Below are 22124 nucleotides of genomic sequence, written 5' to 3'. Positions count from 1 at the left end.
GTGACGACATATTGACGGCCGGGCTCGTGCGGAAGTGACGCGGTGACGCTAGCTTCGGGGACGACCGACGAGCCTCGCGACTCCGCGTAGCGACCATCGTGGTAGCCACGCCGATCGAGTTGCACGAGCAGGTCGAGCCGGTCTGCGGTTCTGGCGTGGTGAAGCCATCACCGTCGTCCCGGCGCCCCTCGTGCGTGCCGGTGATCTCCGATTCCTGACTACCCTAAGATCGATTGATGTTCCGCCCGGCCCTTCCAATTCGGACAGCGCGCCTCACCTTGCGCTCCATCACGTTGGACGACCTCGACGACGTACATGCGTGGCAGTGTCGGTCCGACGTCGTCCGCTGGATGTACGGGGCCGAGCCGCGCACCCGCGAGCAGTCACGGGCGTCGGTGCTCGCCATGTCGGGCGAGGATGTGCTGCGTGCGGAGGGCGACTGCCTGACCTTGGCTGCGGCGACAGATGCCGGGGTTGTCGGGATCGTGGAGTTGGTCTGGCGTAGTGAGCTGAACCGAGCGGCCGAACTCGGGTACGTCTTTCACCCCGACCATGGGGGTCGTGGGCTGGCCACGGAAGCCGCTACGGCTGTGATGGACTGGGGCTTCAGCGAGTTCGATCTACACCGAATTTACGCCCGATGTCATAGCAGAAATGGTGCGTCCGCCCGCCTGATGACCCGCCTCGGCATGCGCCAGGAGGCGCATCACGTGGAGAGTTACCTGCACCGCGGAGAGTGGGCCGACCAACTTGTCTTCGCCATCCTGGCTGCGGAATGGCGTATCCGGGCGGCAGCAGCAGGTCGCCGCTCATCCGGCTCCCGGTGATGGACAGGACGGGCCCGGACCCGCTGGTGCCGACCGGCGTCCCGTTTGGCTCGACCTCCTGGTTGGATCTGCCAGGAGCGGCTCCTTTGTCCCGGCCTGCGCCGACTGCCTCGCCTGCCATCCCGTCTGCCGCCGACCCACACGTCGTGGAGCGGGCCAGGGCCAGAGCCAGGGCGAGCAGCTCCGCGCGACCGCTGGGCTGGAGTGGTTGCACCCGCACGACCTGCGGCACGCGTTCGCCACGTTCCTCCTCGACCAGGGCGAGGAGCTGCGCACGGTGATGGAGCTGCTCGGGCACTCCACGATCCGGATGACGGCCGACACCTACGGGCACGTCCTGCCGGCACGGGCTCGCCAGGCTGCCTCGGCCATCGACCGGATCCTTGGCGAGGAGGGAACGGCGTGACCGCTTGGCTGTACGAATGGCTGTACTCGGGACCGAGATCAACCAGGGAAAGTGCTGGTGGAGCCCAGGGGACTCGAACCCCTAACCCCTGCCTTGCAAAGGCAGTGCTCTGCCAGTTGAGCTAGGGCCCCCGGGACGGACGGTGCCGCCGGTGATCCGCGCTGTCAGCGAAGGTCGGGAGCGGTGGTCGCCTCGTGCCACAGCGCGCGCTCGTCGTTGGAAGCCTTGACCTTCTTGGCCACCACGGCCGCCACACCGACGATGCCGGCCAGAATCAGGAGCTTCTTCAACATTGGGGCCTACCCCTCGCGCTCGACTTGCCGTCGGACGGTGTGCGGTGGGGCTAGCTGGAATCGAACCAGCGACCTCAGAGTTATCAGCTCTGCGCTCTAACCGACTGAGCTATAGCCCCGCGTAGCGACGAGCAAGGTTAACCCATCGGTCCGTCCGGCCCCAAATCGGGGGCGGCCCGCGCCGTGCGGCCCTTGCCGTCCCCCTGAACCTACCGGAGGCCCTTCGCACGGCCCAGGCAATTCCGCGGCCGCTCGGCGCCCCACACCGCCCGGCGACCCGCCCGGAGACGGGAGAGCCGGGGCTCCGCGCGTTCGGCGGTGCCCCGGCTCCCGGGTGGTTCAGTCGCGCTCGGCGAGCGTCAGCTCGATGCCGCCGACCAGGTCGGCGCAGACGTTGTAGACGAACGCCCCGAGCGTGGCGAGCGCCGTGAAGAGCACGACGTTGACCAGGCCGATCAGCGCCGAGCTGAGGATCACGCCCTTGGCGGTGATCTGGAAGCCGCTGGTGCTCTGACCCCCGCCCGCGCTGACCAGGTCGGTCAGGCTGTCGTTGACGCTGGTGAACACGCCCATCGCGTCGAGGGCCAGGTAGAGCACCGAGGTGGCGACCACCACGACGATGAAGAGCACCACCGAGACGGCGAACGCGAACTTCATCACGGACCAGGGATCGATCCGCTTGAGGTTCAGCCGGGCCCGGCGCGGTCCGCGCGAGGCGGCCGAGCTGACCGAGGTACGCGCGGCGCGCACCGCGTCACCCACGCGCGCGGCACCGACGGCTGCCGCGCCGCTGACACCCGGCGGCAGGCCGCCCCCGTTGGCCGGGCGGCCCGCGCCGGTCGGCCGGGCCCCGTCCGACTGCGGCTTCGCGGTGCCGGTGACGCGGGGCTGGGTGCCGGTGTTGCCCGTGATCCGGGGCTGGGTGGCGGTGACGCCGCCCAGCTGGCCGGCACCGGCCTTCAGCGGCTGCGTCGTCGTCGGCCTGGCGGCGGCCGTGGTGGCGGGGGCCGGCTTCTCGGCCCCCACCGCCTCGGTCTTGTCCGACCCGTCCGCGTCCTCGGAGGGCTTGTCCGGGGGCGGTGTCATTCCGGGAGCCCGGGTGAATTTCGGGGCAGGCGCGTCGGCGGGGACGGTCGCCCGGCCCACGGCCGCGCGGCCGGTCGCTGGTGTGCCGCTCTTCGCGGCCTCCTCGTCGACCGGGGTGGCCGAGGTCCCCGTGTTCCCCGACTTCGCCTGTGTCTCCGTCATTCAACTAGTCCTGTTCGTCAGGCTCGTCGGCATTGCGAGCAATCGCCACGATAGTCACGCCATCCGGGAGGTCCATCAGCTTGACCCCCATTGTGTTCCGGTCACGTGTACGGCGTACAGGCTTCACCGGAGTCCGGATGACACCACCGTTGCTGGTGATCGCGAACAGCTCGTCGTCCGGGTCGATCACCACCGCGCCGACCAGACCACCGCGCCGCTCAGTGATCTTCGCGGTCAGCACGCCCTTACCTCCCCGGCCCTGCACGGGGTATTCCTCGATCGGGGTGCGTTTCGCGTATCCCCCGTTCGTGGCCACCAGGACGTCCAGCCCCGCGCGGACGACCTCCATCGCCAGCAGCACGTCTTCCTCGCTGAAGCGCATGCCGATCACTCCCGAGGTGGCCCGGCCCATCGGACGCAGTGCCTCGTCGCTGGCGTTGAAGCGGATCGCCTGCGCGTTCTTGGAGACCAGCAGCAGATCCTCCTCGGGAGCGACGAGCGCCGCCCCGACCAGCTCGTCCTCGTCGCGCAGGTTGATCGCGATGATTCCGCCGGACCGGGGGGAGTCGAACTCCTCAAGCCGAGTCTTCTTCACCAGGCCGTTCTTCGTGGCAAGTACCAGGTAGGGGGCCACCTGGTAGTTCGGAATCTCGATGATCTGCGCGATCTGCTCGTCGGGCTGGAACGCGAGCAGGTTCGCCACGTGCTGGCCCTTGGCCACCCTACTGGCCTCGGGAAGCTCGTACGCCTTCGCCCGGTAGACGCGCCCCTTGTTGGTGAAGAAGAGCATCCAGTCGTGGGTCGAGCATACGAAGAAGTGGCTGACGATGTCGTCCTGCCGGAGGGTGGCCCCGCTGACGCCCTTGCCGCCGCGCCGCTGGGAGCGGTAGAGGTCGACCTTGGTCCGCTTGGCGTAGCCCGTGCGGGTGATGGTGACGACCACGTCCTCGCGGGCGATGAGGTCCTCCATGGAGACCTCGCCCTCGAACGGGACGATCTTGGTGCGCCGCTCGTCGCCCCACTTGGCGACGATCTCACCCAGCTCCTCGGAGACGATCCTGCGCTGCCGCTCGGGCTTGGCGAGGATGTCCTTGAGGTCGGCGATCTCCAGCTCCAGCTTGGCCAGGTCGTCAAGGATCCGCTGCCGCTCCAGGGCGGCGAGGCGGCGCAGCTGCATGTCCAGGATCGCGGTCGCCTGGATCTCGTCGATGTCCAGCAGCCGGATCAGGCCCTGGCGGGCGTCGTCCACCGTCGGTGAGCGCCGGATCAGGGCGATCACCTCGTCGAGGGCGTCCAGCGCCTTGGAGAGACCGCGCAGGATGTGCGCCCGCTCCTCCGCCTTGCGCAGCCGGAACGCCGTCCGCCGGCGGATCACCTCGATCTGGTGCTCGACGTAGTAGCGGATGAACTGGGCCAGGTTGAGCGTGCGCGGCACCCCGTCGACCAGCGCCAGCATGTTGGCGCCGAAGGTCTCCTGGAGCTGGGTGTGCTTGTAGAGGTTGTTCAGCACCACCTTGGCGACCGCGTCGCGCTTGAGCACGAGCACGATCCGCATGCCGGTACGCCCGGAGGACTCGTCCCGGATGTCGGCGATGCCGGCGAGCTTGCCCTCCTTGATCAGCTCGGCGATCCGCTCGGCCAGGTTGTCCGGGTTCACCTGGTAGGGCAGCTCGCTGACGACCAGGCAGGGGCGCCCCCGCTTGTCTTCCTCGACCTCCACCACGGCGCGCATCCGGATGGAACCGCGCCCCGTGCGGTAGGCGTCCTGGATCGCCTGGGTGCCCACGATCAGGCCGTGGGTGGGGAAGTCCGGCCCCTTGACGATCCCCAGCAGCGCGTCGAGGGTGGTGGCCTCGTCCTCGTCCGGGTGCTCCAGGCACCACTGCACCGCCGCGCCGATCTCGCGCAGGTTGTGCGGCGGGATCTTGGTGGCCATGCCGACGGCGATGCCCTCGGAGCCGTTGACCAGCAGGTTCGGGATCCGCGACGGCAGGATGGTGGGCTCCTTGGCCCGGCCGTCGTAGTTGTCCTGGAGGTCGACGGTGTCCTCGTCGATGTCCCGCAGCATCTCCATGGCCAGCGGGTCGAGCTTGCACTCGGTGTAGCGCATCGCGGCGGCCGGGTCGTTGCCGGGCGAGCCGAAGTTGCCGTTGCCGTCGACCAGCGGGTAGCGCAGCGACCAGGTCTGGGCCATCCGGACCAGCGCGTCGTAGATCGCCGAGTCGCCGTGCGGGTGGAACTGGCCCATCACGTCGCCGACCACCCGGGAGCACTTCACGTAGCCCCGGTCCGGCCGGTAGCCGGAGTCGAACATGGCGTAGAGGATCTTGCGGTGGACCGGCTTGAGCCCGTCCCGGACGTCCGGCAGCGCCCGCCCGACGATGACGCTCATCGCGTAGTCGAGGTAGGAGCGCTGCATCTCCACCTCGAGCCCCACCGGTTCGATGCGGTCGTGCGCGACGACGGCGGCGACGGTCTCGGGAAGCTCGGGCTCGCTCGGTGTGGACTCGGGGATATCGGTCACTGTTAACCCTTATCAGACTCAGAGTCGTTTTCGTGCTGTGGATAACGGCTGTGGAAACCGGCCATGCTGTGGATAACCCTGTGGATCGGCGGGCCGACCGGTGGACGACCGGCCGGCCCGCCGACGCCCGTCAGATGTCCAGGAACCGGACGTCCTTGGCGTTGCGCTGGATGAAGGAGCGGCGCGCCTCGACGTCCTCACCCATCAGCACGCTGAACAACTCGTCGGCGGTCGCCGCGTCGTCGAGCGTGACCTGACGCAGCGTACGCGTGGCCGGGTTCATCGTGGTCTCCCACAGTTCGGGGTAGTTCATCTCGCCGAGACCCTTGAACCGCTGGATGTCGTCCGGCTTCGCGTTGGGCTTCTTCTGCTGACGCAGTGCGATCAGGCCGTCCCGCTCGCGGTCCGAGTACGCGTACTGCGCGTCATCGCCCCGCTTGTTCCACTTGATCTTGTAAAGCGGCGGGGCGGCCAGGTAGACGTGCCCCATCTCGACCAGTGGGCGCATGAAGCGGAAGAGCAGCGTGAGCAGCAGCGTCTGGATGTGCTGGCCGTCGACGTCTGCGTCGGCCATCAACACCACCTTGTGGTAGCGCAGCTTCTCCATGTCGAAGTCGTCGTGGATGCCGGTGCCCAGCGCGGTGATCAGCGCCTGGACCTCGTTGTTCTTCAGCACCCGGTCGATGCGGGCCTTCTCCACGTTGAGGATCTTGCCCCGGATCGGCAGGATCGCCTGGGTCCGCGGGTCGCGCCCCTGCTTGGCCGAGCCGCCGGCCGAGTCGCCCTCGACGATGAAGACCTCGGACTCGCGCGGGTCGGTGGACTGGCAGTCGGCCAGCTTGCCCGGCATCGAGCCGGACTCCAGCAGCGACTTGCGTCGGGCCAGCTTGCGCGCCTGCTGGGCGGCGATCCGGGCCCGGGCGGCCTGGGACGCCTTCTGAATGATGATCTTCACCTCGGCCGGGTTGCGGTCGAACCAGTCGACCAGCCACTCGTTGCAGACGCGCTGCACGAAGCTCTTCACCGGGGTGTTGCCCAGCTTGGTCTTGGTCTGCCCCTCGAACTGGGGGTCGGCGAGCTTGACCGAGATGATCGCGGCGAGACCCTCGCGGATGTCCTCGCCGGAGAGCTTCTCGTCGCCCTTGAGCAGCTTCTTGTCGGTGCCGTACCGGTTGACGACGCTGGTCAGCGCGGACCGGAAGCCCTCCTCGTGGGTGCCGCCCTCGTGGGTGTTGATCGTGTTGGCGAACGTGTAGACCGACTCGCCGTACGACTCGTTCCACTGCATGGCGATCTCGACCGACATGCCCTCCTCCTCGGAACCGAACTCGACCACCGTCTTGTGGATCGGGTTCTTCGAGGCGTTGAGGTGCCGGACGAAGTCGGCGATGCCGCCCTTGTAGCAGAAGGTGACCTCGCGCGGCTTGCCCTCCTCGCCCTCCGGGACCCGCTCGTCGAGCAGGTGGATGGTGAGGCCCCGGTTGAGGAAGGCCATCTCCTGGAGGCGCCGGTAGATGGTCTGGAAGTCGAAGTCGACGGTCTCGAAGACGTCCGGGTCGGGCCAGAAGGCGACCGCCGAGCCGGTCCGGTCGGTCGGCTCGCCCTTCTCCAGCGGCGTCGGCTTGGAGTTGTGGTACTGCTGCCGCCAGACGGAGCCGGACTTGTGGATCTCCACCGCCATCTTCGTGGAGAGGGCGTTCACCACGGAGACGCCGACGCCGTGCAGGCCGCCGGAGACCGCGTACGCCTTGCCGTCGAACTTGCCGCCGGCGTGCAGCACGGTCAGCGCGACCTCGACACCCGGCTTCTTCAGCTTGGGGTGCAGGTCGACCGGGAAGCCCCGGCCGTTGTCGGTGACCCGGACCCCGCCGTCGGCGAGCAGCACCACGTCGATGGTGTCGCAGTGGCCCGCCAGCGCCTCGTCCACCGCGTTGTCGACGACCTCCCACACCAGGTGGTGCAGACCGCGCTCACCGGTCGACCCGATGTACATACCGGGGCGCTTGCGGACCGCCTCCAGCCCCTCGAGAACGGTGATCGACCCGGCGCCGTACTCCTGCTTGTCCTGCGCTGCCACCCTCGGCCACTTTCTCGCGCCCCGCGCGCCTGGTGGCGCGCCGGGCGCGGGTTCGGCGGACAGGACGCGACGTCGACGCGCGGACCGGCACCGGGGACAATTCCGGGTACGGGTCGAACGCGCCGGTCGCCGCGGTTGCCCGCGGATCGCGATCGGCTCGACCCGACGTGGACGATGATGGCGGGCCCCGCTCCGGGCCCGGGTCTCGTCGCTCCGCACCGGGTCTTCGTCTCTGCGTCAATCTTACTGTGCGCCAGCGACAGAACCACCACTCGGCACCCCTGCGGGGCGGCTGAGACCGACGTAGCCGGCCGAACCTCGCCGCCCGCGACTCCCCCTACACGCCAGGGGGCGATCGGGGGCGGCGCCGCCCGACGATCGGTGCCGGGCGGACGACGGAACGAACCGCCTCCGCCACGCCGTCCGCCCGGCCTTGATCTTTTCCGGCCGGAACCGGACGATCGAGCCGATCGAACTACCCGCGCTCTCGAAGAGGTGACGCCAGATGGGGCTGGACAACGTCGCGGTGCAGTGGCCGCGGACCGGCCGCTTCTACGACCCGGTCGCGCCGGCCGAGTTCGTCGACTTCGGCGACATCGTCGACATGCCGCGCATCTCCGCGCCCACCGCGGCGCTCGCCGAGCTGATCGCCAAGACCGGCACCGTGCGGGCGACCGCGTACACCGAACTGGTGGACCTGCTGCTCGGCCTGGAGGGTGTGCTCTACGCCACGGACGCGGCGGCCGAGGACGAGGACCCGGTGATCGACCCCGACGGCTGCGGCTGGATCGCCGGCGGCATCGAGCGGTTCGTGGCGGGTCACCGCCCGCACGGCGAGGCGGTGACCTTCGACTCGGTAAGCGAGGTGCTGCGGTCGCTGCTCGCCGACGGACGCCTGGCCGAACAGCAGCTGCGCTGGCTCGACAGCCGGCTGGACGCGCTGCGCGACGAGAACGGCGAGCCGCCGCAGTGGAACTTCACCTGCGCCGAGCTGGCGGTCCTGGCCGCCTTCTACCGGCGCTGCGCCGACCGGGGCTTCGCCGTCTACGCCGACGCCTGACCGCCTGCGGCGGCGGGACCGCCGGAGGTGCAGGGCGCGGTGCAGGGCGGCTCGCAGCACGCCCGGGAGGCCTGGAAGCAGGACCTGGAGCGGCGCAAGCAGTGGAGCCGCGAGCAGCGGGAACGCAGGCGCGCCGAGCGGGAGGCCCGGCGCGGGGAAAGCTGACGGTCAGCCGTACGTGTCGCGGGGGCCACGACCCCGGACCCGGCGGGGGCCCTTCGACCAGGACGGCGCGGCGGGGCCGTGGATGTGCAGCTTGCGCACCACGTTGTGGCCCACCTCGCTGGCGATCTGCTTCAGCAGCGAGCCGGCCAGCAGCCGCAGCTGGGTGGCCCACGCGGTCGAGCGGGCCTCCACGGTCAGCTCGCCGTCCTCCAGCTTCACCGGCCGGCTGTGCTGGGCCACCTCCGCGCCGACCACCCGCTCCCAGGCGCCGAAGACCGTCGCCTCGGCCGCCGGCTGCTGCCAGCCGCGCGCCTTGACGAGCCGGTTCAGCACCGCCCCGAGCGGCTGCGGGTCACGCGGGTCGGGCCCGGGGCCCGAGTAGCCGCGCAGCCGCCGCTCCTGCCCGCCGCCGTCGCCACCCCCGCCGGGGCCACGCCGACGCGTGCGTGCCGCCGCCTCCCGGCGGGCCCGCGCCGCGTCCAGCACCGCCCGGGCCAGCTCCGGCCCGTTCGAGCCCGCCGCGCCGCCGCCCGCCGCTGGGTCGCCGGCCTTGCCGCCGCCCCCGTCGCCGCCGCGCGCCTTGCCGGCGGGGTCTCCGCCCGCCGGTCCGCCGCGCCCCGGACCCAGGCGGGCCGGTGGAAGGTGGTCATCCGACACGTCGTACCGTCCCCTCGCCGACGGCGTACCGGGCACCGCGCAGGGACACCGGCACGTCCTCGTCGACCGCGCACGTCACCAGCAACTGGCTCGCGCCGCCGACCAGCTCCGCGAGCCGCTCCCGCCGCCCGGCGTCCAGCTCCGCGAAGACGTCGTCGAGCACCAGGACCGGCTCGATGCCGTCGGACCGGAGCAGGTCGTAGCCGGCCAGCCGCAGGGCCAGGGCGTACGACCAGGACTCGCCGTGGCTCGCGTACCCCTTGGCGGGCAGCGGGCCCAGGGTCAGCGCCAGCTCGTCGCGGTGCGGGCCGACCAGCGTGGTGCCCCGCTCGACCTCGGCGGAGCGGGACTCGGCGAGCGCGGCGGTCAGCGCCGCCACCAGCGTCGCCCGGTCGGTGGTGGGCTCGGACAGCTCCACCGACGCCCGGTACGCGATCCCGGCCGCCCCGCGGCCCGCCGCCACCGCGTCGTACGCCTTCGTCACGTGCGGACCCAGCGCGGCGACCAGCTCCAGCCGGCCGGCGAGCAGCTCCGCGCCGTGCCGGGCCAGGTGGGTGTCCCAGACCGCCAGGGTCGACAGGTCACCGCCCCGCGACCCACCCGTCTTGCGGGCCAGGTACGCGGTGCGCAGCAGGGCGTTGCGCTGCTTGACCACCCGCTCGTAGTCGGCCCGCACCCCGGCGTAGCGGGGCTGGCGGCTGACCAACAGGTCGTCGAGGTAGCGGCGTCGCTCGGCCGGGTCGCCCCGGACGAGTTCCAGGTCCTCCGGGGCGAAGAGCACGAGCCGCAGCGCGCCGAGCACGTCGCGCGCCCGGCGGGCCGGGGACCGCCCCAGCCGGGCCCGGTTGGCCTTGCCCGGCACGATCTCCAGCTCGACCAGCAGCTCGCGCCCCTCGTGCGCCACCGCGCAGCGGATCACCGCCGAGGAGGCGCCCATCCGGACGAGGGGGGCGTCCGTGGCGACCCGGTGCGAGTCCAGGGTCGCCACGTAGCCCAGCGCCTCGACCAGGTTCGTCTTGCCGACGCCGTTGGCGCCGGTCAGGACGTTCGCCCCCGGCTCCAGGTCCACGCCGATCCGCTCGTACGAGCGGAAGTCGACCAGTTCGAGCCGGCGGACGTACACAGGCTGTGGATGCCGGTCAGCGCTTGCGGACGGCGTGGCCGCCGAACTGCTGACGCAGCGCGGCGACGGCCTTCATGGCCGGCGAGTCGTCCTGGCGGGAGGCGAAGCGGGCGAAGAGCGAGGCGGTGATCACGTTCAGCGGCACGGCCAGCCGGACCGCCTCGTCGACCGTCCAGCGGCCCTCGCCCGTGTCCTCCGTGTAGCCGCTCAGCTCCGCCAGCTCCGGGTCCTCGTCGAGGGCCCGGTCCAGCAGGTCGAGCAGCCAGGAGCGGACCACGGTGCCCTCGCGCCAGGACTTGAACACCCCCGGCACGTTGGTGACCAGTTCGGACTTCGCCATCAGCTCGTAGCCCTCGGCGTAGGCGTGCATCAGGCCGTACTCGATGCCGTTGTGCACCATCTTGGCGTAGTGCCCCGCGCCGACCGGCCCGGCGTGCACGAAGCCGAACTCGCCCTCCGGCTTCAGCGACTCGAAGATCGGCATGAGCCGGTCGACGTGCTCCTGGGCCCCGCCGACCATCAGCGCATAGCCGTTCTGCCGGCCCCAGACGCCGCCGGAGACGCCGACGTCCAGGTAGCCGATGCCGCGCTCGTTGAGCCGCTCCGCGCGCGGCGCGTCGTCGCTGAACCGCGAGTTGCCGCCGTCGATGATGATGTCGCCCTCGCCGAGGACGCCGGCGAGCTCGTCGATGGTCGCGTCGGTGACGCCGGCGGGGACCATCACCCAGATCGCCCGCGGCGACTCCAGCTTCTCCGCCAGCTCCGCCAGGGTCGCGACGTCGCTCAGCTCCGCGTTGTGGTCGAAGCCGACCACCTCGTGCCCGGCGGCGCGCAACCGCTCGCGCATGTTGCCGCCCATCCGGCCGAGCCCTACCAGGCCGAGCTGCATGTGTTCCTACCTCCGTGCGTCGGGGTCTTCGCGGGGTGCGATCAGCGGGAGACGCGGATCGGCATGATGAGGTACCGGTACCCGGGGATGACCTCGCCATCCTCGCCTGCGGGCGAGATCACCGCGGGCTTGAAGGCGTCGACGAACGAGAGCACGGCGAACTGGGCCCCCATGTTGGCGAGGCCGTCGATCAGGTACTGCGGGTTGAAGCCGATGGTCAGGGGGTCACCGGTGAAGGTGGCCTCCATCGCCTCGCTGGCGCGCGCCTCCTCGGTGCCGCCGGCCTCGACCACCAGGCCGTCGGCGCTGAAGCTCAGCAGCACCGGGGTGGTCCGCTCGGCCACCAGGGCGACCCGCTTGACGACCTCGATCAGGGTGCTGACGGGCACCCGCGCCTCGGCGTTGTGGGCGGCCGGGAAGAGCGAGCGCACCGGCGGGTAGTTCGCCCCGTCGAGCAGTCGGCTGGTGGTACGCCGGGTGCCGCCGGCGAAGCCGATCATGCCCTCGCCGGCCGCGCCCTGGGAGAGCGCCATGGTGACCTGGCCGCCGATGGGACCGAGGGCCTTGGCGGTGTCGTGCAGGGTGCGGGCCGGCACGAGGGCGTTGAGGCTCACCTCGGGGTCGTCCGGGTTCCACTGCATCTCACGCAGGGCCAGCCGGTAGCGGTCGGTGGCGAGCATGGCCAGGGTGCCGCCCGACAGCTCGACGCGTACGCCGGTCATCATCGGCAGCGTCTCGTCGCGCCCGGCGGCGATGGCGACCTGGGCCACCGCCGCGGCGAAGGCGGCGGCGTCGACGGTGCCGGTGCTCTCCGGCATCTCCGGCAGGGACGGGTAGTCCTCGACCGGCATGGTGGGCAGGGTGAACCGGGCGCTGCCGCAGACCAGTTCGAGGTGGGCGCCGACGGCCGCGATGTCCACCGGCTTGGCCGGCAGCGCCTTGGTGATCTCGGCCAGCAGCCGACCGGAGACCAGGGCGGCGCCGTCGGCGTCCCCCTGCACCTCGACGGTGACCTGGCTGGAGACCTCGTAGTCGAAGCCGGAGACCTGGAGGTTCCCGTCGGTGACGCGCAGCATCACGCCGGCGAGCACCGGTACGGACGGCCGGCTGGGCAGGCTCTTCGCGGTCCAGGCCACGGCCTCGGCGAGCGCGTCGCGCTCCACTCGGAACTTCATCAATGCCTCCGCGTCGACGTCAGCGACAACTCTCTCATGCCGACCGCTGCCTACCGACCCGCCTGTCCGTGCGGGTACCCATCGCACCTTAGGGCGCGTGGGCATCGGCTGCGCGCCCGACCCCGTGGATCCAGGTGCCCGGGCGACTGCCGACGGCAGCGCCGGGCCCGATCCACAGGAAGCTCAACGGTGATGATTGGTTTTTGTTCTCTTAGAAGAGATAACTCGTCATCTTCATCGCACCTGTGCAAACTGTGGAGAACCCACGTCTTCGCAGCTCAGGCACGTTATCCACCGGTGGTTTAGCTGTGGAGAACCCCGGGTATAACTACGCTCTCCGTCCACAGGCGGCCGGCGTCCCCAGGTTGTCCACGGTTATCCACCGGTTGTCCACCGGTTGTCCACCGACTTTCTCCCCAGTCCTGTGGACAACCGCGAGCCGCGCGGACGACGTCATCCCCAGAACCTTCAACAGGTTCCCCACAGGCAGGTCCGAAACGGTGGACAACCACGCCGTTGTCCCCAGCCGTCCACAGCTCGTCCCCAGGACTTTTCCACAGCCTGTGGGTAACCGGGCGGTGGACGGTGGGTAGTTGTCCACAGGCGGTGGACAACGAGCTGTGGACAACGATCCGGGCGGTGGACGGACACGGCCCCGATGCTGTGGCCTACACCATGTCGAGGGTCAAGCCGAGGCGGCCGCGGAAAGGCGAAAACGCCCGGCCGGTGGGTCCCGGCCGGGCGTTTCCGTCTGCTCCCGCGTGCTCCCGGGCGGAGGGCGTACGCGACGACGGCTCCGATTCGGCGCGCCTGACGCCGCGCTGCGACCTGAGGTCGCCGCTCAGGTGTTCTGCTTGATCCGGTTGGTCAGCTCGGCGATCTGGTTGTAGAGCGACCGGCGCTCGGCCATCTGCTGGCGGATCTTGCGGTCGGCGTGCATCACGGTGGTGTGGTCCCGCCCGCCGAACGCCTGCCCGATCCGGGGCAGCGAGAGGTCCGTCAGCTCCCGACACAGGTACATGGCCACCTGGCGGGCGTTCACCAGCACCCGGGAGCGGGAGTGGCCGCGCAGGTCCTCCAGGCTGACCCCGAAGTAGTCGGCGGTGGAGACCATGATCTGGTCGGCGGTGATCTCCGGGCCCGCGCCGTCCGGGATGAAGTCCCGCAGCACCTCCTCCGCGAGCGACAGCTCGACGGTGGAGCGGGTCAGGCTGGCGAACGCCGTCACCCGGATCAGGGCGCCCTCCAGCTCCCGGATCGAGTTCGACACCCGCGAGGCGATGAACTCCAGCACGTCCGGCGGGGCGTAGAGGCGCTCCTGCGCCGCCTTCTTCTGCAGGATCGCGATCCGGGTCTCCAGGTCCGGCGGCTGGATGTCGGCGAGCAGCCCCCACTCGAAGCGGGTGCGCAGCCGGTCCTCCAGCGTCGCCAGCTGCTTCGGCGACCGGTCCGAGGTGATCACGATCTGCTTGTTGGCGTTGTGCAGGGTGTTGAAGGTGTGGAAGAACTCCTCCTGGGTGCGCTCGCGGTTCTCCAGGAACTGGATGTCGTCGATCAGCAGGATGTCGACGTCGCGGTAGCGCCGCTGGAACGCGCTGGTCTTGTCGTCCCGGAGCGAGTTGATGAAGTCGTTGGTGAACTCCTCGGTCGAGACGTACCGGACCGAGCGCGCATTGCCCAGCGTGGTGGCGTAGTGCCCGATGGCGTGCAGCAGGTGCGTCTTGCCCAGCCCCGAGCTGCCGTAGATGAACAGCGGGTTGTACGCCTTGGCGGGCGACTCGGCGACCGCGACGCTCGCCGCGTGGGCGAACCGGTTGGACGAGCCGATGACGAACGTCTCGAACATGTACTTCGGGTTGAGCCGGTTGCCGCCCGCGTCGGCACCGGGCGGCCGGCGGTCGTCGCGGCCACCGGGCCGGTGATCTCCGCCACCCCGACCCGGCCCGCTGTCGGTGCCGGTGTCGCGCGGAAGCGACCGGATCACGTGCTGGTCCCGTGGGGAGGCGGCGTCCTCGCGGTAGCGCTGCTCGTAGCCGCGGGCGTCGGCGGCCGGCGGGTCCAGCCGGGCGGCCTGCTCGTCGAAGCCCCGTCGGTCGGGGGCGCGCCGGGCCGGTGCCGACCGGTCGGGCCGCGGCGGCTCGGCGAAGGCCGTGCTGAACAGCGCCTCCTGCGCGCCCCGGTCGACCGGATCCTCCCGGTGCCCGTCGTCGTGCGCCGGGGGCGACGGGTCGTGCCGGCGCTGGGCGGGCGGCTGCCCGGAATCCTGGGCGAGGCCCTCCCGGTGCCCGACCGGCCCGTCGAAGCCCACCGGCGCGTCGGGGAAGTCGAGCGGCCCGGCGTCGCGGTCGGCCGGCCCGGCCTCGGGCAGGCTGCGGTAGACGGTGCCCGCCGGGCGGCCCGAGCCGTCCTCGGGCACCCGCACGGTGACCGCCACCTGGATCGGGCGGCCGAGCCGGCGGGTGAGCGCGTCGGTGATCGCCGGGCGCAGCCGGGACTCGATCACGTCCCGGGTGAAGGCGTCCGGGACGGAGAGCAGCGCGGTGTCCTCGACGATGGCCCGCAGCCGGGTCAGCCGCAGGTACGCCCGCTGCTGCGCGGAGATGATCTCGTCGGCGAGTTCGTCGGTCGTCGCCGTCCACACCGCGGCAAGGTCGGTCGTACCGGCCACCGTCGTGCCACCCCCTCGCCTCTGCTCCGCCGACGCCGCCGTCTTCTCCGGTCGGTCGCCCCGGGCCCGCCGCGTACGCGCGGGTGGAACGACACCCACCCGGACGGCCGACCGGTCCTCGTCCACAAGTTATCCACAGCCTGTGTACGTACCGATTGTGGCCGCCCGCCGGACGCGGGTCGGACCTGCCCCTGCCTGAACGGGCTCTGAAGCGGGTTTCACCGTGCCGAACGATTCACTGCCTTGTCCGGTCTTGCCCGCCGGCGTCGACCGGACCTTTCGACGCTGACCGCAATCGGGCACGGTAACAGCGTTGTCGGCGCGCCATCAACCGCTGACGCGCGGCGACCCTTGGCGACATCAGCGAAAACCGCCGCTTCGGTCGTCGGCCGGGCCGGTCTCCGCCCCCGGCTGGAGGTGTTTGACGGTGATTGCCGCCCTGCGTAGGGTGGAATGGCTGCTCTCTCGCCCTCTGCTAGGGTGATGGGTGCTTGCTGTCCGCGGTTGCCTCCCCGCATCGCCGAGGTCCCGCATCGCCGGGCAGCACCGATCGGGGGCCACCGCCGAGGTGGCCTGGACCGCCACACGACCCCGGCGACCCCTCGCCCGGGGCGTACGAAAACGGAGAGCCTGACGTGAGCAAGCGCACCTACCAGCCGAACAACCGCCGGCGCGCGAAGACCCACGGCTTCCGGCTGCGCATGCGCACCCGGGCCGGCCGCGCCATCCTTTCGACCCGTCGGTCCAAGGGCCGCGCCCGCCTGTCGGCCTGAGGCCGACCGGGGCAGGTCCGGGGGACGTGGGCAGTCGTGCTGGCGGCCGCACAGCGACTGCGGCGCAGCACTGACTTCGCCGCAGCGGTACGGGGTGGTCGACGCGCCGGCCGTGGCGCGGTCGTCGTCCACCTGAGCCTGCCGACGGTCCTCGACGTCGCGACAGCAACCTCGCCGGAGCCGGCGCGGAGCAACGGCGCGGAGCAACCCTCCGCGCCGGCCCGCGCCGGCTTCGTCGTGTCCAAGGCCGTCGGCAACGCCGTGGTCCGCAACCGGGTCCGGCGCCGCCTGCGGCATCTGGTCCGCGAGCGGCTGGCCGGTCTGCCCACGGGAAGCACCCTGGTCGTACGGGCCTTGCCGGCCGCGGCCGACGCGTCCTACCCCCGGCTCGGCACCGACCTGGACGCGGCGATCGCCGCCGCGAGGGTGCCCCGGGGACGGCGGGCCCGGTGACCCCGGGACCGGCCGCGCCGCGGCCGTCGACGACCGGTGCCCGGGTGCTGAGCGGGCCGATCGTCGCGTACCGTCGGTGGATAAGTCCGGCTCTGCCGGCCCGCTGTCGGTTCTACCCGTCGTGCAGCGCCTACGCCCTGGAGGCGGTGGCCCGGCACGGCGCGATCCGGGGAGCTGGCCTGACGGCCCGGCGGCTGTTGCGCTGCCACCCTTTCCACCCAGGTGGACACGACCCGGTGCCGGAGCCGGGCGCCCGCCGCCGTGCCGATGTGACTGGAGCCTGAGAATTGAGTCTCGACTGGATCTACTACGCGATTTCGTGGATCCTGCTGGCCTGGCATGGGGCCTGGGACGCCATCGGGGTGCCGGACGCGGCGGTGATCGGCACCAACTGGGCCTGGATCCTCGCCATCGTCTTCCTGGTGGTCACCGTCCGGGTGATCCTCTTCCCCGTCTTCGTCAAGCAGATCAAGTCGCAACGTGCAATGCAGGCGCTCCAGCCGCAGGTCAAGGCGTTGCAGGAGAAGCACAAGGGTGACCGGGAGACGCTCCAGAAGGAGATGATGGAGCTCTATCGGAAGGAAAAGGCCAACCCGCTCATGGGCTGCCTTCCGATGTTCCTCCAGATCCCCGTCTTCCTGGGTCTCTTCCACGTCCTCCGCCGCCTCAACCCGGACAAGAGCGAAGCGGGAAAGACCCTCTACGGCTGGACGCTCGGCCAGTTCGAGAGCGCCTCGGCGGCGAAGCTCTTCACCGCCCCGATCGCCGGCAAGTTCGGCTCGACCGCCGAGGAGCTTTCCCGGCTCGGCGCCAACGGCACCACCGTGAAGATCATCGCCGGCATCCTGGTCCTGGTGATGATGGGCACCACCTACCTCACCAGCCGTCAGATGATCCTCAAGACCGGCTGGGCCGAGGACCCGCAGCAGCGGATGATCCAGAAGCTGATGCTCTACGGTATCCCGCTGTCGCTGCTCATCTCCGGCGCCATCTTCCCCATCGGTGTCATCATCTACTGGGTCACGAACAACCTCTTCACGCTCGCGCAGCAGCAGTGGGTGCTGCGGAAGTTCCCGCCGCCGCCGACCGCCGCCAGCAAGCCGGGCACCTCGGCCCGCAACCCCGTGCAGCCGGCGAAGACGGGCGGCCTGCTGGGCCGCACCAAGGCGGCCCCCCAGGCCCCGGCCAAGCCGGCCGCGCCGAAGGTCGCCGGCCCCAAGCCGGGCGCCAAGCCGGTCAACCCCAGGAAGAGCGGCCCCGCCAAGCGGCAGGGCTGACGACCTCCGGGCCGCCGTCGGGAGACCGGCGGCGGCCCGTTCCGCACCGTGCAGCCGCCGTACGGCCGGCGCCGGACGGAACCCGCCGCGCACGGCGCGGTCACGGGCGAGACTGCCCGTACGACAGACGTGCCCGTGGGCACCGGCGACCTCCCGCCGGCCCCGGGAAACCAGCGGACCGACGGTCCGGCCGAGCGAGTACGGAGATGACACCGTGACCGACACCAGCACCCCGCACGCCGACCAGTCCCTGGACGACGAGGGCACCGAGCCGACCGAGGTGGACGGCGAGACCGAGGAGACCGGCGAGGAGTCGGGCACCCGGGAGAAGAAGACCGTCGGCGAGAGCGAGCTGTTCCGGCAGAGCGAGATCGCGGCCGACTACGTCGAGGGCCTGCTCGACATCCTCGACTACGACGGCGACATCGACGAGTTGGTCTCCGGCGGGCGTCCCGTCGTCGAGGTGGTGGGCGGCCGGCTGCAGAACCTGGTCGGTCAGCGCGGCGCCACCCTGGAGGCGCTCCAGGAGCTCGCCCGGCTCGCCGTCTTCCGGCAGACCGGCACCCCGAGCCGGCTGCTGCTCGACGTCGGCGGCTACCGGGCCAACCGGCGCAAGGAACTCGCCGCCGTCGCCAAGAACGCCGTCGAGAAGGTCAAGGAGCACGGCGAGCCCGTGCGGCTGGACCCGATGTCCGCGTTCGAGCGCAAGTGCGTGCACGACGTGGTCAACGCGATGAGCGGCGTCGAGAGCGAGTCCGAGGGCGTCGAGCCGAACCGGCGCATCATCGTCCGGCCGGCGGACTGACCGGGTGACCCACGACGACACCACGGCCGGTGCCGTGGCCGGCCCGGGTGGCACGCCGCCCGGGCCGTCGCCTGTTCCGGCCGAGCCGACCGTGACCCCCGACGACTCCCGGTCCGCCGCCGACGGCGAGGCGGATCCGGCCCCCGCCGTCGCCGTGCTGCCGCCGGAGCTGGCCGACGCGGCGCGCACCCTCTTCGGCGACCGGCTCGACCTGGCCGCCGCGTACGCCGAGCTGCTGGCCACCGACGGCGTCGTCCGCGGCCTGATCGGCCCGCGCGAGGCACCCCGGATCTGGGACCGCCATCTGCTCAACTGCGCGGCCGTGGCCGAGCGGATCCCGGAGGGCGCGACGGTGCTCGACGTCGGCTCCGGGGCCGGACTGCCCGGGCTGGTGCTGGCCATCGCCCGGCCCGACCTCACGGTGACCCTGATCGAACCGCTCGCCCGGCGCACCTCCTTCCTCATCGAGGCGGTGCAGCACCTCGGCCTGGCGAAGTCGGTGCGGGTCTTCCGGGGGCGGGCCGACGAGGCGGCGTCCGGCGCGACCGGCGTCGGCCCGTTGAGCGGGGACGTGGTGACCGCACGCGCCGTCGCGCCGCTGGACCGGCTCTCGACGTGGTGCCTGCCGCTGGCCGTGCCCGGCGGCAGACTGATCGCGCTCAAGGGGGCGTCGGCCGCCGACGAGGTGACCGAGCACGCCGGGACCGTGACCCGGCTGGGCGGCGGCGAACCCGAGGTGCGCCGTTGCGGGGAGGGCGTGATCGACCCGCCGACCACGGTGGTCGAGATCGTGCGGGAGCGGGTTGTCGCCCCGGCCCGGCCCAAGACCCCGAAGAGGTCACGTGGCGGCCGTAACCGGCGGGGCTGAGTTCCGCCGGATGCCGCGTACCGGCTTCCCGGCCGGCCTCTGCCTCGTTGAAACGGTACGGGTGAACGGGAAGGATGAGAACCCGACGTGGACCAGTCACGCCCGTGAGCCGTAGGCTGGCCGCGCGTCGATAGTGTGGAGCGGGCGGCAACGGACGTTCACCGGTCCTGACCGCTCCCGCCGGGCCGTACGCTCCGCGGTGCGATTCGCGTGCGGCCAGTTGACGGGGTGCGGACCGACCATCCGAAGCGGGCAGGGATGACAGGTGCATGACGACGGCAGGTACGACGATCCGCGCGTGACCAGGTCGACGGGCGACCCGGTTTCACGTGAAACCGACTACCCGAGCTGGTCACCCGACGAGCCGTCCCGTGGCCGGTCGGCCCGACCGTCGGGCTGGGACGCGCCGGTTCGCCCGGAGGGCGTCGAGCCGGCCGCCCCGGCACGCGCGACACCCGACGCCCCACGCCCCGGCAACTCGGCCGGCGGCCGGGTGGTCCCCATCCGGCGTAACGCCTCGGCCTCGGCCCGGTTCGAGCCCGCCGTACCGCAGCAGCCCACCCCCGACGCGGTTCCGGACGCGTCCCCCGACCCCGACCCCGTTTCCGTCACCGACACGCCCGCGCCCCCGGCCGGCTCCCACGGGGCCGGCGCCGAGGCCGCGTACGTTTCACGTGAAACCCCGACGCGCGAAGAGGATGACCCACCGTTGGCTATGGAGGCGATGCGCGCCGTGCAGATCCTTAATCCGAGTGGCGAGGTGACCATGCCTCGTCCGGAACGGACCCGGGTCATGTGCGTCGCGAACCAGAAGGGCGGCGTGGGGAAGACCACGACCACGGTGAACCTGGCGGTGGCGCTCGCCCTGCACGGCAACCGGGTCCTGGTGGTCGACCTCGACCCGCAGGGCAACGCCTCGACCGGGCTCAACGTGCCGCACCACACCGGGGTGCCGGACGTCTACGACTGCCTCATCAACAGCGTCCCGCTGGAGGAGGTGGCCCAGGCGGTCGAGGGCATCCCCAACCTCTGGTGCGTACCGGCCACGATCGACCTCGCCGGCGCGGAGATCGAGCTGGTGTCGGTGGTCGCGCGCGAGTCCCGGCTGGTGAGGGCCATCGCCGCCTACCCCGGCCACTTCGACTACGTCTTCATCGACTGCCCGCCGTCGCTGGGACTGCTCACGGTCAACGCGCTCGTGGCGGCGCAGGAGGTGCTCATCCCGATTCAGTGCGAGTACTACGCGCTGGAAGGGCTGAACCAGCTGATCAACAACATCAACCTGGTCCGGCAGCACCTCAACCCCAAGCTCGACGTCTCCACCATCCTGCTCACCATGTACGACCGACGTACCCGGCTGGCCGACGCCGTCGAGCAGGACGTCCGGAACCACTTCGGCGACAAGGTGCTCCAGGCGGTCATCCCCCGCAACGTGCGGGTCTCGGAGGCGCCCAGCTACGGCCAGTCGGTGATGACCTACGATCCGGGATCGCGGGGGGCGACGAGCTACTTCGAAGCCGCCCAGGAGATCGCCGAACGTGGCATCAAGGAGCCGGTGGGCCGGAATGCGTAGTGGGGCACAGTCGCTGGGAGGCGTGGCATGAAGAACCGACCTCGGGGCGGTCTGGGACGGGGCCTCGGTGCCCTCATCCCGACCGGGCCGGCGCCGACCGTCGTCGCGACTGAGCCGGCGGCCGACGCCGCGGCCGTAACGGTCGAGAGCGTCGACCAGGTCGAGACGGCACCGCCGGTGGTGACCCCGCCGATGCCGGTCCCGCCGGTGGAGGAGGCGCAACCCGGGCCGGCGCTCAACCCGGTACCGGGTGCCCGGTTCGCCGAGATCCCGGTCGACTCCATCGTGCCGAACCCGAAGCAGCCCCGGCAGGTCTTCGACGAGGACGCCCTGGAGGAGCTGAAGATCTCCATCCAGGAGGTGGGCTTCCTCCAGCCCATCGTCGTACGGCAGCTCGACGATGAGAAGTACGAGCTGGTCATGGGCGAGCGGCGCTGGCGGGCCGCGCAGGCCGTCGGGCGGGAGCACATCCCGGCCATCGTCCGGGACACCCGCGACGACGCCATGCTCCGCGACGCGTTGCTGGAGAACATCCACCGGGCGAACCTGAACCCGCTGGAGGAGGCGGCCGCCTACCAGCAACTGCTGGACGAGTTCGGTGCGACCCACGAGGAACTGGCCCGGCGGATCGGGCGGAGCAGGCCGCAGATCTCGAACACCATCCGGCTGCTCAACCTGCCTCCGCAGGTGCAGAAGCGGGTCGCCGCCGGCGTCCTCTCCGCCGGGCACGCCCGCGCGCTGCTGAGCCTCGACGAGCCCGAGGCGCAGGATCAGCTCGCGCTCCGGATCGTCGCCGAGGGACTCTCGGTCCGCGCGACCGAGGAGATCGTCGCCCTGGCGCTGAGCGACGGCCCGAGCAAGAAGGAGCCGGCCAAGCGCCGGTCGAAGCCGCACGCGCCGGCCCTGACGGACCTCGCCGATCGCCTCTCCGACCGCTTCGACACCCGCGTGAAGGTGGACATCGGCCGGAGCAAAGGCAAGATCACGATCGAGTTCGCGACGGTTGACGACCTGGAGCGGATCGTCGGCATCATCGGCGTCGGCCAGGAGGAGGAACCGGAGGCCTGACCCTCTCTTCGTACCGCCGGCCGCGTGAGCCCCTGAGGTCACGCGGCCGTTCCATGTCCGCCCGGGACGGCCTCACCCTTGCGACCGTACGTTCCGACTTCGTCGCAACCCCGTCGGGCCGGCTCGGGCCGGCCGCCTCGGGTCGGCCCCGTAGGACCAGATCCCCCCGACGGGCGCCAGCCCTGCCGGTGGGCG

At 71.3% G+C, this 22124-nt stretch carries 21 protein-coding genes and 2 tRNA genes; 12 read left to right on the top strand and 11 right to left on the bottom strand.

Translation table 11 applies throughout. The features are described from left to right. Positions 1 to 236: 236 nt before the first annotated feature. On the top strand, positions 237 to 827 hold the full coding sequence (locus V6V16_RS09660) for a GNAT family N-acetyltransferase (RefSeq protein ID WP_334561512.1): 591 nt from the start codon (positions 237 to 239) through the stop codon (positions 825 to 827). After that, positions 751 to 1233 carry a tyrosine-type recombinase/integrase gene (locus V6V16_RS09655; RefSeq protein ID WP_334561511.1) on the top strand — a complete coding sequence of 161 codons (483 nt, stop codon included), beginning with the start codon at positions 751 to 753 and terminating at the stop codon, positions 1231 to 1233. The genes V6V16_RS09660 and V6V16_RS09655 overlap by 77 nt, the downstream gene beginning before the upstream one ends. A 55-nt stretch (positions 1234 to 1288) precedes the next feature. Here V6V16_RS09655 and V6V16_RS09650 read toward each other — a convergent pair. The 6 genes from V6V16_RS09650 to gyrB all read right to left on the bottom strand — a co-directional run bounded on the left by V6V16_RS09650 (position 1289) and on the right by gyrB (position 7375). Continuing rightward, positions 1289 to 1364 (bottom strand) — tRNA-Ala (locus V6V16_RS09650). A gap of 33 nt (positions 1365 to 1397) precedes the next feature. Then, on the bottom strand, positions 1398 to 1526 hold the full coding sequence (locus tag V6V16_RS09645) for a DLW-39 family protein (RefSeq protein WP_334561510.1): 129 nt from the start codon (positions 1524 to 1526) through the stop codon (positions 1398 to 1400). Positions 1527 to 1571: 45 nt separating this feature from the next. After that, positions 1572 to 1645, bottom strand: a tRNA-Ile gene (locus V6V16_RS09640). 220 nt (positions 1646 to 1865) lie between these two features. Continuing rightward, complete coding sequence (locus V6V16_RS09635; protein WP_334561509.1) at positions 1866 to 2774, bottom strand: DUF3566 domain-containing protein; 909 nt, start codon at positions 2772 to 2774, stop codon at positions 1866 to 1868. Positions 2775 to 2778: 4 nt separating this feature from the next. Next, a complete protein-coding gene (gene gyrA, locus V6V16_RS09630) occupies positions 2779 to 5298 on the bottom strand; it encodes a DNA gyrase subunit A (RefSeq protein ID WP_334561508.1) in 2520 nt (839 codons plus the stop codon). 130 nt (positions 5299 to 5428) lie between these two features. Next, positions 5429 to 7375 (bottom strand): DNA topoisomerase (ATP-hydrolyzing) subunit B, encoded by a 1947-nt coding sequence (gene gyrB, locus V6V16_RS09625; protein WP_334561507.1) that lies wholly within the window; start codon positions 7373 to 7375, stop codon positions 5429 to 5431. 505 nt (positions 7376 to 7880) lie between these two features. Between gyrB and V6V16_RS09620 the strand changes: the two genes are divergently transcribed. Together V6V16_RS09620 and V6V16_RS09615 are read left to right on the top strand one after the other, a co-directional pair. Continuing rightward, positions 7881 to 8435, top strand: coding sequence for a hypothetical protein (locus V6V16_RS09620; RefSeq protein WP_334561506.1), 555 nt, complete (start codon positions 7881 to 7883; stop codon positions 8433 to 8435). 27 nt (positions 8436 to 8462) lie between these two features. Beyond that, positions 8463 to 8600: a hypothetical protein gene (locus V6V16_RS09615; protein ID WP_334561505.1), complete on the top strand. Its 138-nt coding sequence runs from the start codon at positions 8463 to 8465 to the stop codon at positions 8598 to 8600. A 3-nt stretch (positions 8601 to 8603) separates the two neighbouring features. Here the strand turns inward: V6V16_RS09615 and V6V16_RS09610 are convergent, their stop codons facing one another. The 5 genes from V6V16_RS09610 to dnaA form a co-directional block, all read right to left on the bottom strand. Next, positions 8604 to 9257: a DUF721 domain-containing protein gene (locus tag V6V16_RS09610; protein ID WP_334561504.1), complete on the bottom strand. Its 654-nt coding sequence runs from the start codon at positions 9255 to 9257 to the stop codon at positions 8604 to 8606. Next, a complete protein-coding gene (gene recF / locus V6V16_RS09605; RefSeq protein WP_334561503.1) occupies positions 9247 to 10380 on the bottom strand; it encodes a DNA replication/repair protein RecF in 1134 nt (377 codons plus the stop codon). Before recF ends, V6V16_RS09610 begins: the two co-directional genes overlap by 11 nt. A gap of 16 nt (positions 10381 to 10396) precedes the next feature. Next, positions 10397 to 11269, bottom strand: a complete 873-nt coding sequence (gene gnd / locus V6V16_RS09600) for a phosphogluconate dehydrogenase (NAD(+)-dependent, decarboxylating) (RefSeq protein WP_334561502.1) — start codon at positions 11267 to 11269, stop codon at positions 10397 to 10399. Between the two features lie 41 nt (positions 11270 to 11310). After that, on the bottom strand, positions 11311 to 12444 hold the full coding sequence (gene dnaN, locus V6V16_RS09595) for a DNA polymerase III subunit beta (RefSeq protein WP_334561500.1): 1134 nt from the start codon (positions 12442 to 12444) through the stop codon (positions 11311 to 11313). Between the two features lie 841 nt (positions 12445 to 13285). Then, positions 13286 to 15112, bottom strand: coding sequence for a chromosomal replication initiator protein DnaA (dnaA, locus tag V6V16_RS09590; protein ID WP_334561499.1), 1827 nt, complete (start codon positions 15110 to 15112; stop codon positions 13286 to 13288). A 635-nt stretch (positions 15113 to 15747) separates the two neighbouring features. Between dnaA and rpmH the strand changes: the two genes are divergently transcribed. The 8 genes from rpmH to V6V16_RS09550 all read left to right on the top strand — a co-directional run bounded on the left by rpmH (position 15748) and on the right by V6V16_RS09550 (position 21929). Further along, the gene (gene rpmH, locus V6V16_RS09585; protein WP_089002791.1) at positions 15748 to 15885 is read left to right on the top strand and encodes a 50S ribosomal protein L34; all 138 of its coding nucleotides are present in this window, start codon (positions 15748 to 15750) and stop codon (positions 15883 to 15885) included. A gap of 36 nt (positions 15886 to 15921) precedes the next feature. Beyond that, positions 15922 to 16338, top strand: coding sequence for a ribonuclease P protein component (gene rnpA / locus V6V16_RS09580; RefSeq protein WP_334561498.1), 417 nt, complete (start codon positions 15922 to 15924; stop codon positions 16336 to 16338). Beyond that, positions 16335 to 16622, top strand: coding sequence for a membrane protein insertion efficiency factor YidD (gene yidD, locus V6V16_RS09575; RefSeq protein ID WP_334561497.1), 288 nt, complete (start codon positions 16335 to 16337; stop codon positions 16620 to 16622). Before rnpA ends, yidD begins: the two co-directional genes overlap by 4 nt. A 3-nt stretch (positions 16623 to 16625) precedes the next feature. Beyond that, positions 16626 to 17615, top strand: a complete 990-nt coding sequence (gene yidC / locus V6V16_RS09570) for a membrane protein insertase YidC (protein ID WP_334561495.1) — start codon at positions 16626 to 16628, stop codon at positions 17613 to 17615. Positions 17616 to 17829: 214 nt separating this feature from the next. Then, positions 17830 to 18420 carry a Jag family protein gene (locus V6V16_RS09565; RefSeq protein ID WP_334561493.1) on the top strand — a complete coding sequence of 197 codons (591 nt, stop codon included), beginning with the start codon at positions 17830 to 17832 and terminating at the stop codon, positions 18418 to 18420. A gap of 154 nt (positions 18421 to 18574) precedes the next feature. Then, entirely contained in the window at positions 18575 to 19288 is a 714-nt protein-coding gene (rsmG, locus tag V6V16_RS09560) for a 16S rRNA (guanine(527)-N(7))-methyltransferase RsmG (RefSeq protein ID WP_334561584.1), read from the top strand. Between the two features lie 265 nt (positions 19289 to 19553). Then, positions 19554 to 20861, top strand: coding sequence for a ParA family protein (locus V6V16_RS09555; protein ID WP_334561492.1), 1308 nt, complete (start codon positions 19554 to 19556; stop codon positions 20859 to 20861). Positions 20862 to 20888: 27 nt separating this feature from the next. Next, a complete protein-coding gene (locus V6V16_RS09550; protein ID WP_334561491.1) occupies positions 20889 to 21929 on the top strand; it encodes a ParB/RepB/Spo0J family partition protein in 1041 nt (346 codons plus the stop codon). Positions 21930 to 22124: the final 195 nt, after the last annotated feature.

Origin of the sequence: Micromonospora sp. CPCC 205561, from assembly GCF_036906775.1 — a bacterium.
Taxonomy (GTDB): domain Bacteria; phylum Actinomycetota; class Actinomycetes; order Mycobacteriales; family Micromonosporaceae; genus Micromonospora.
The sequence above is the reverse complement of the archived record's forward strand: the minus strand, read 5'-3'. Positions and strand labels throughout refer to the sequence as shown.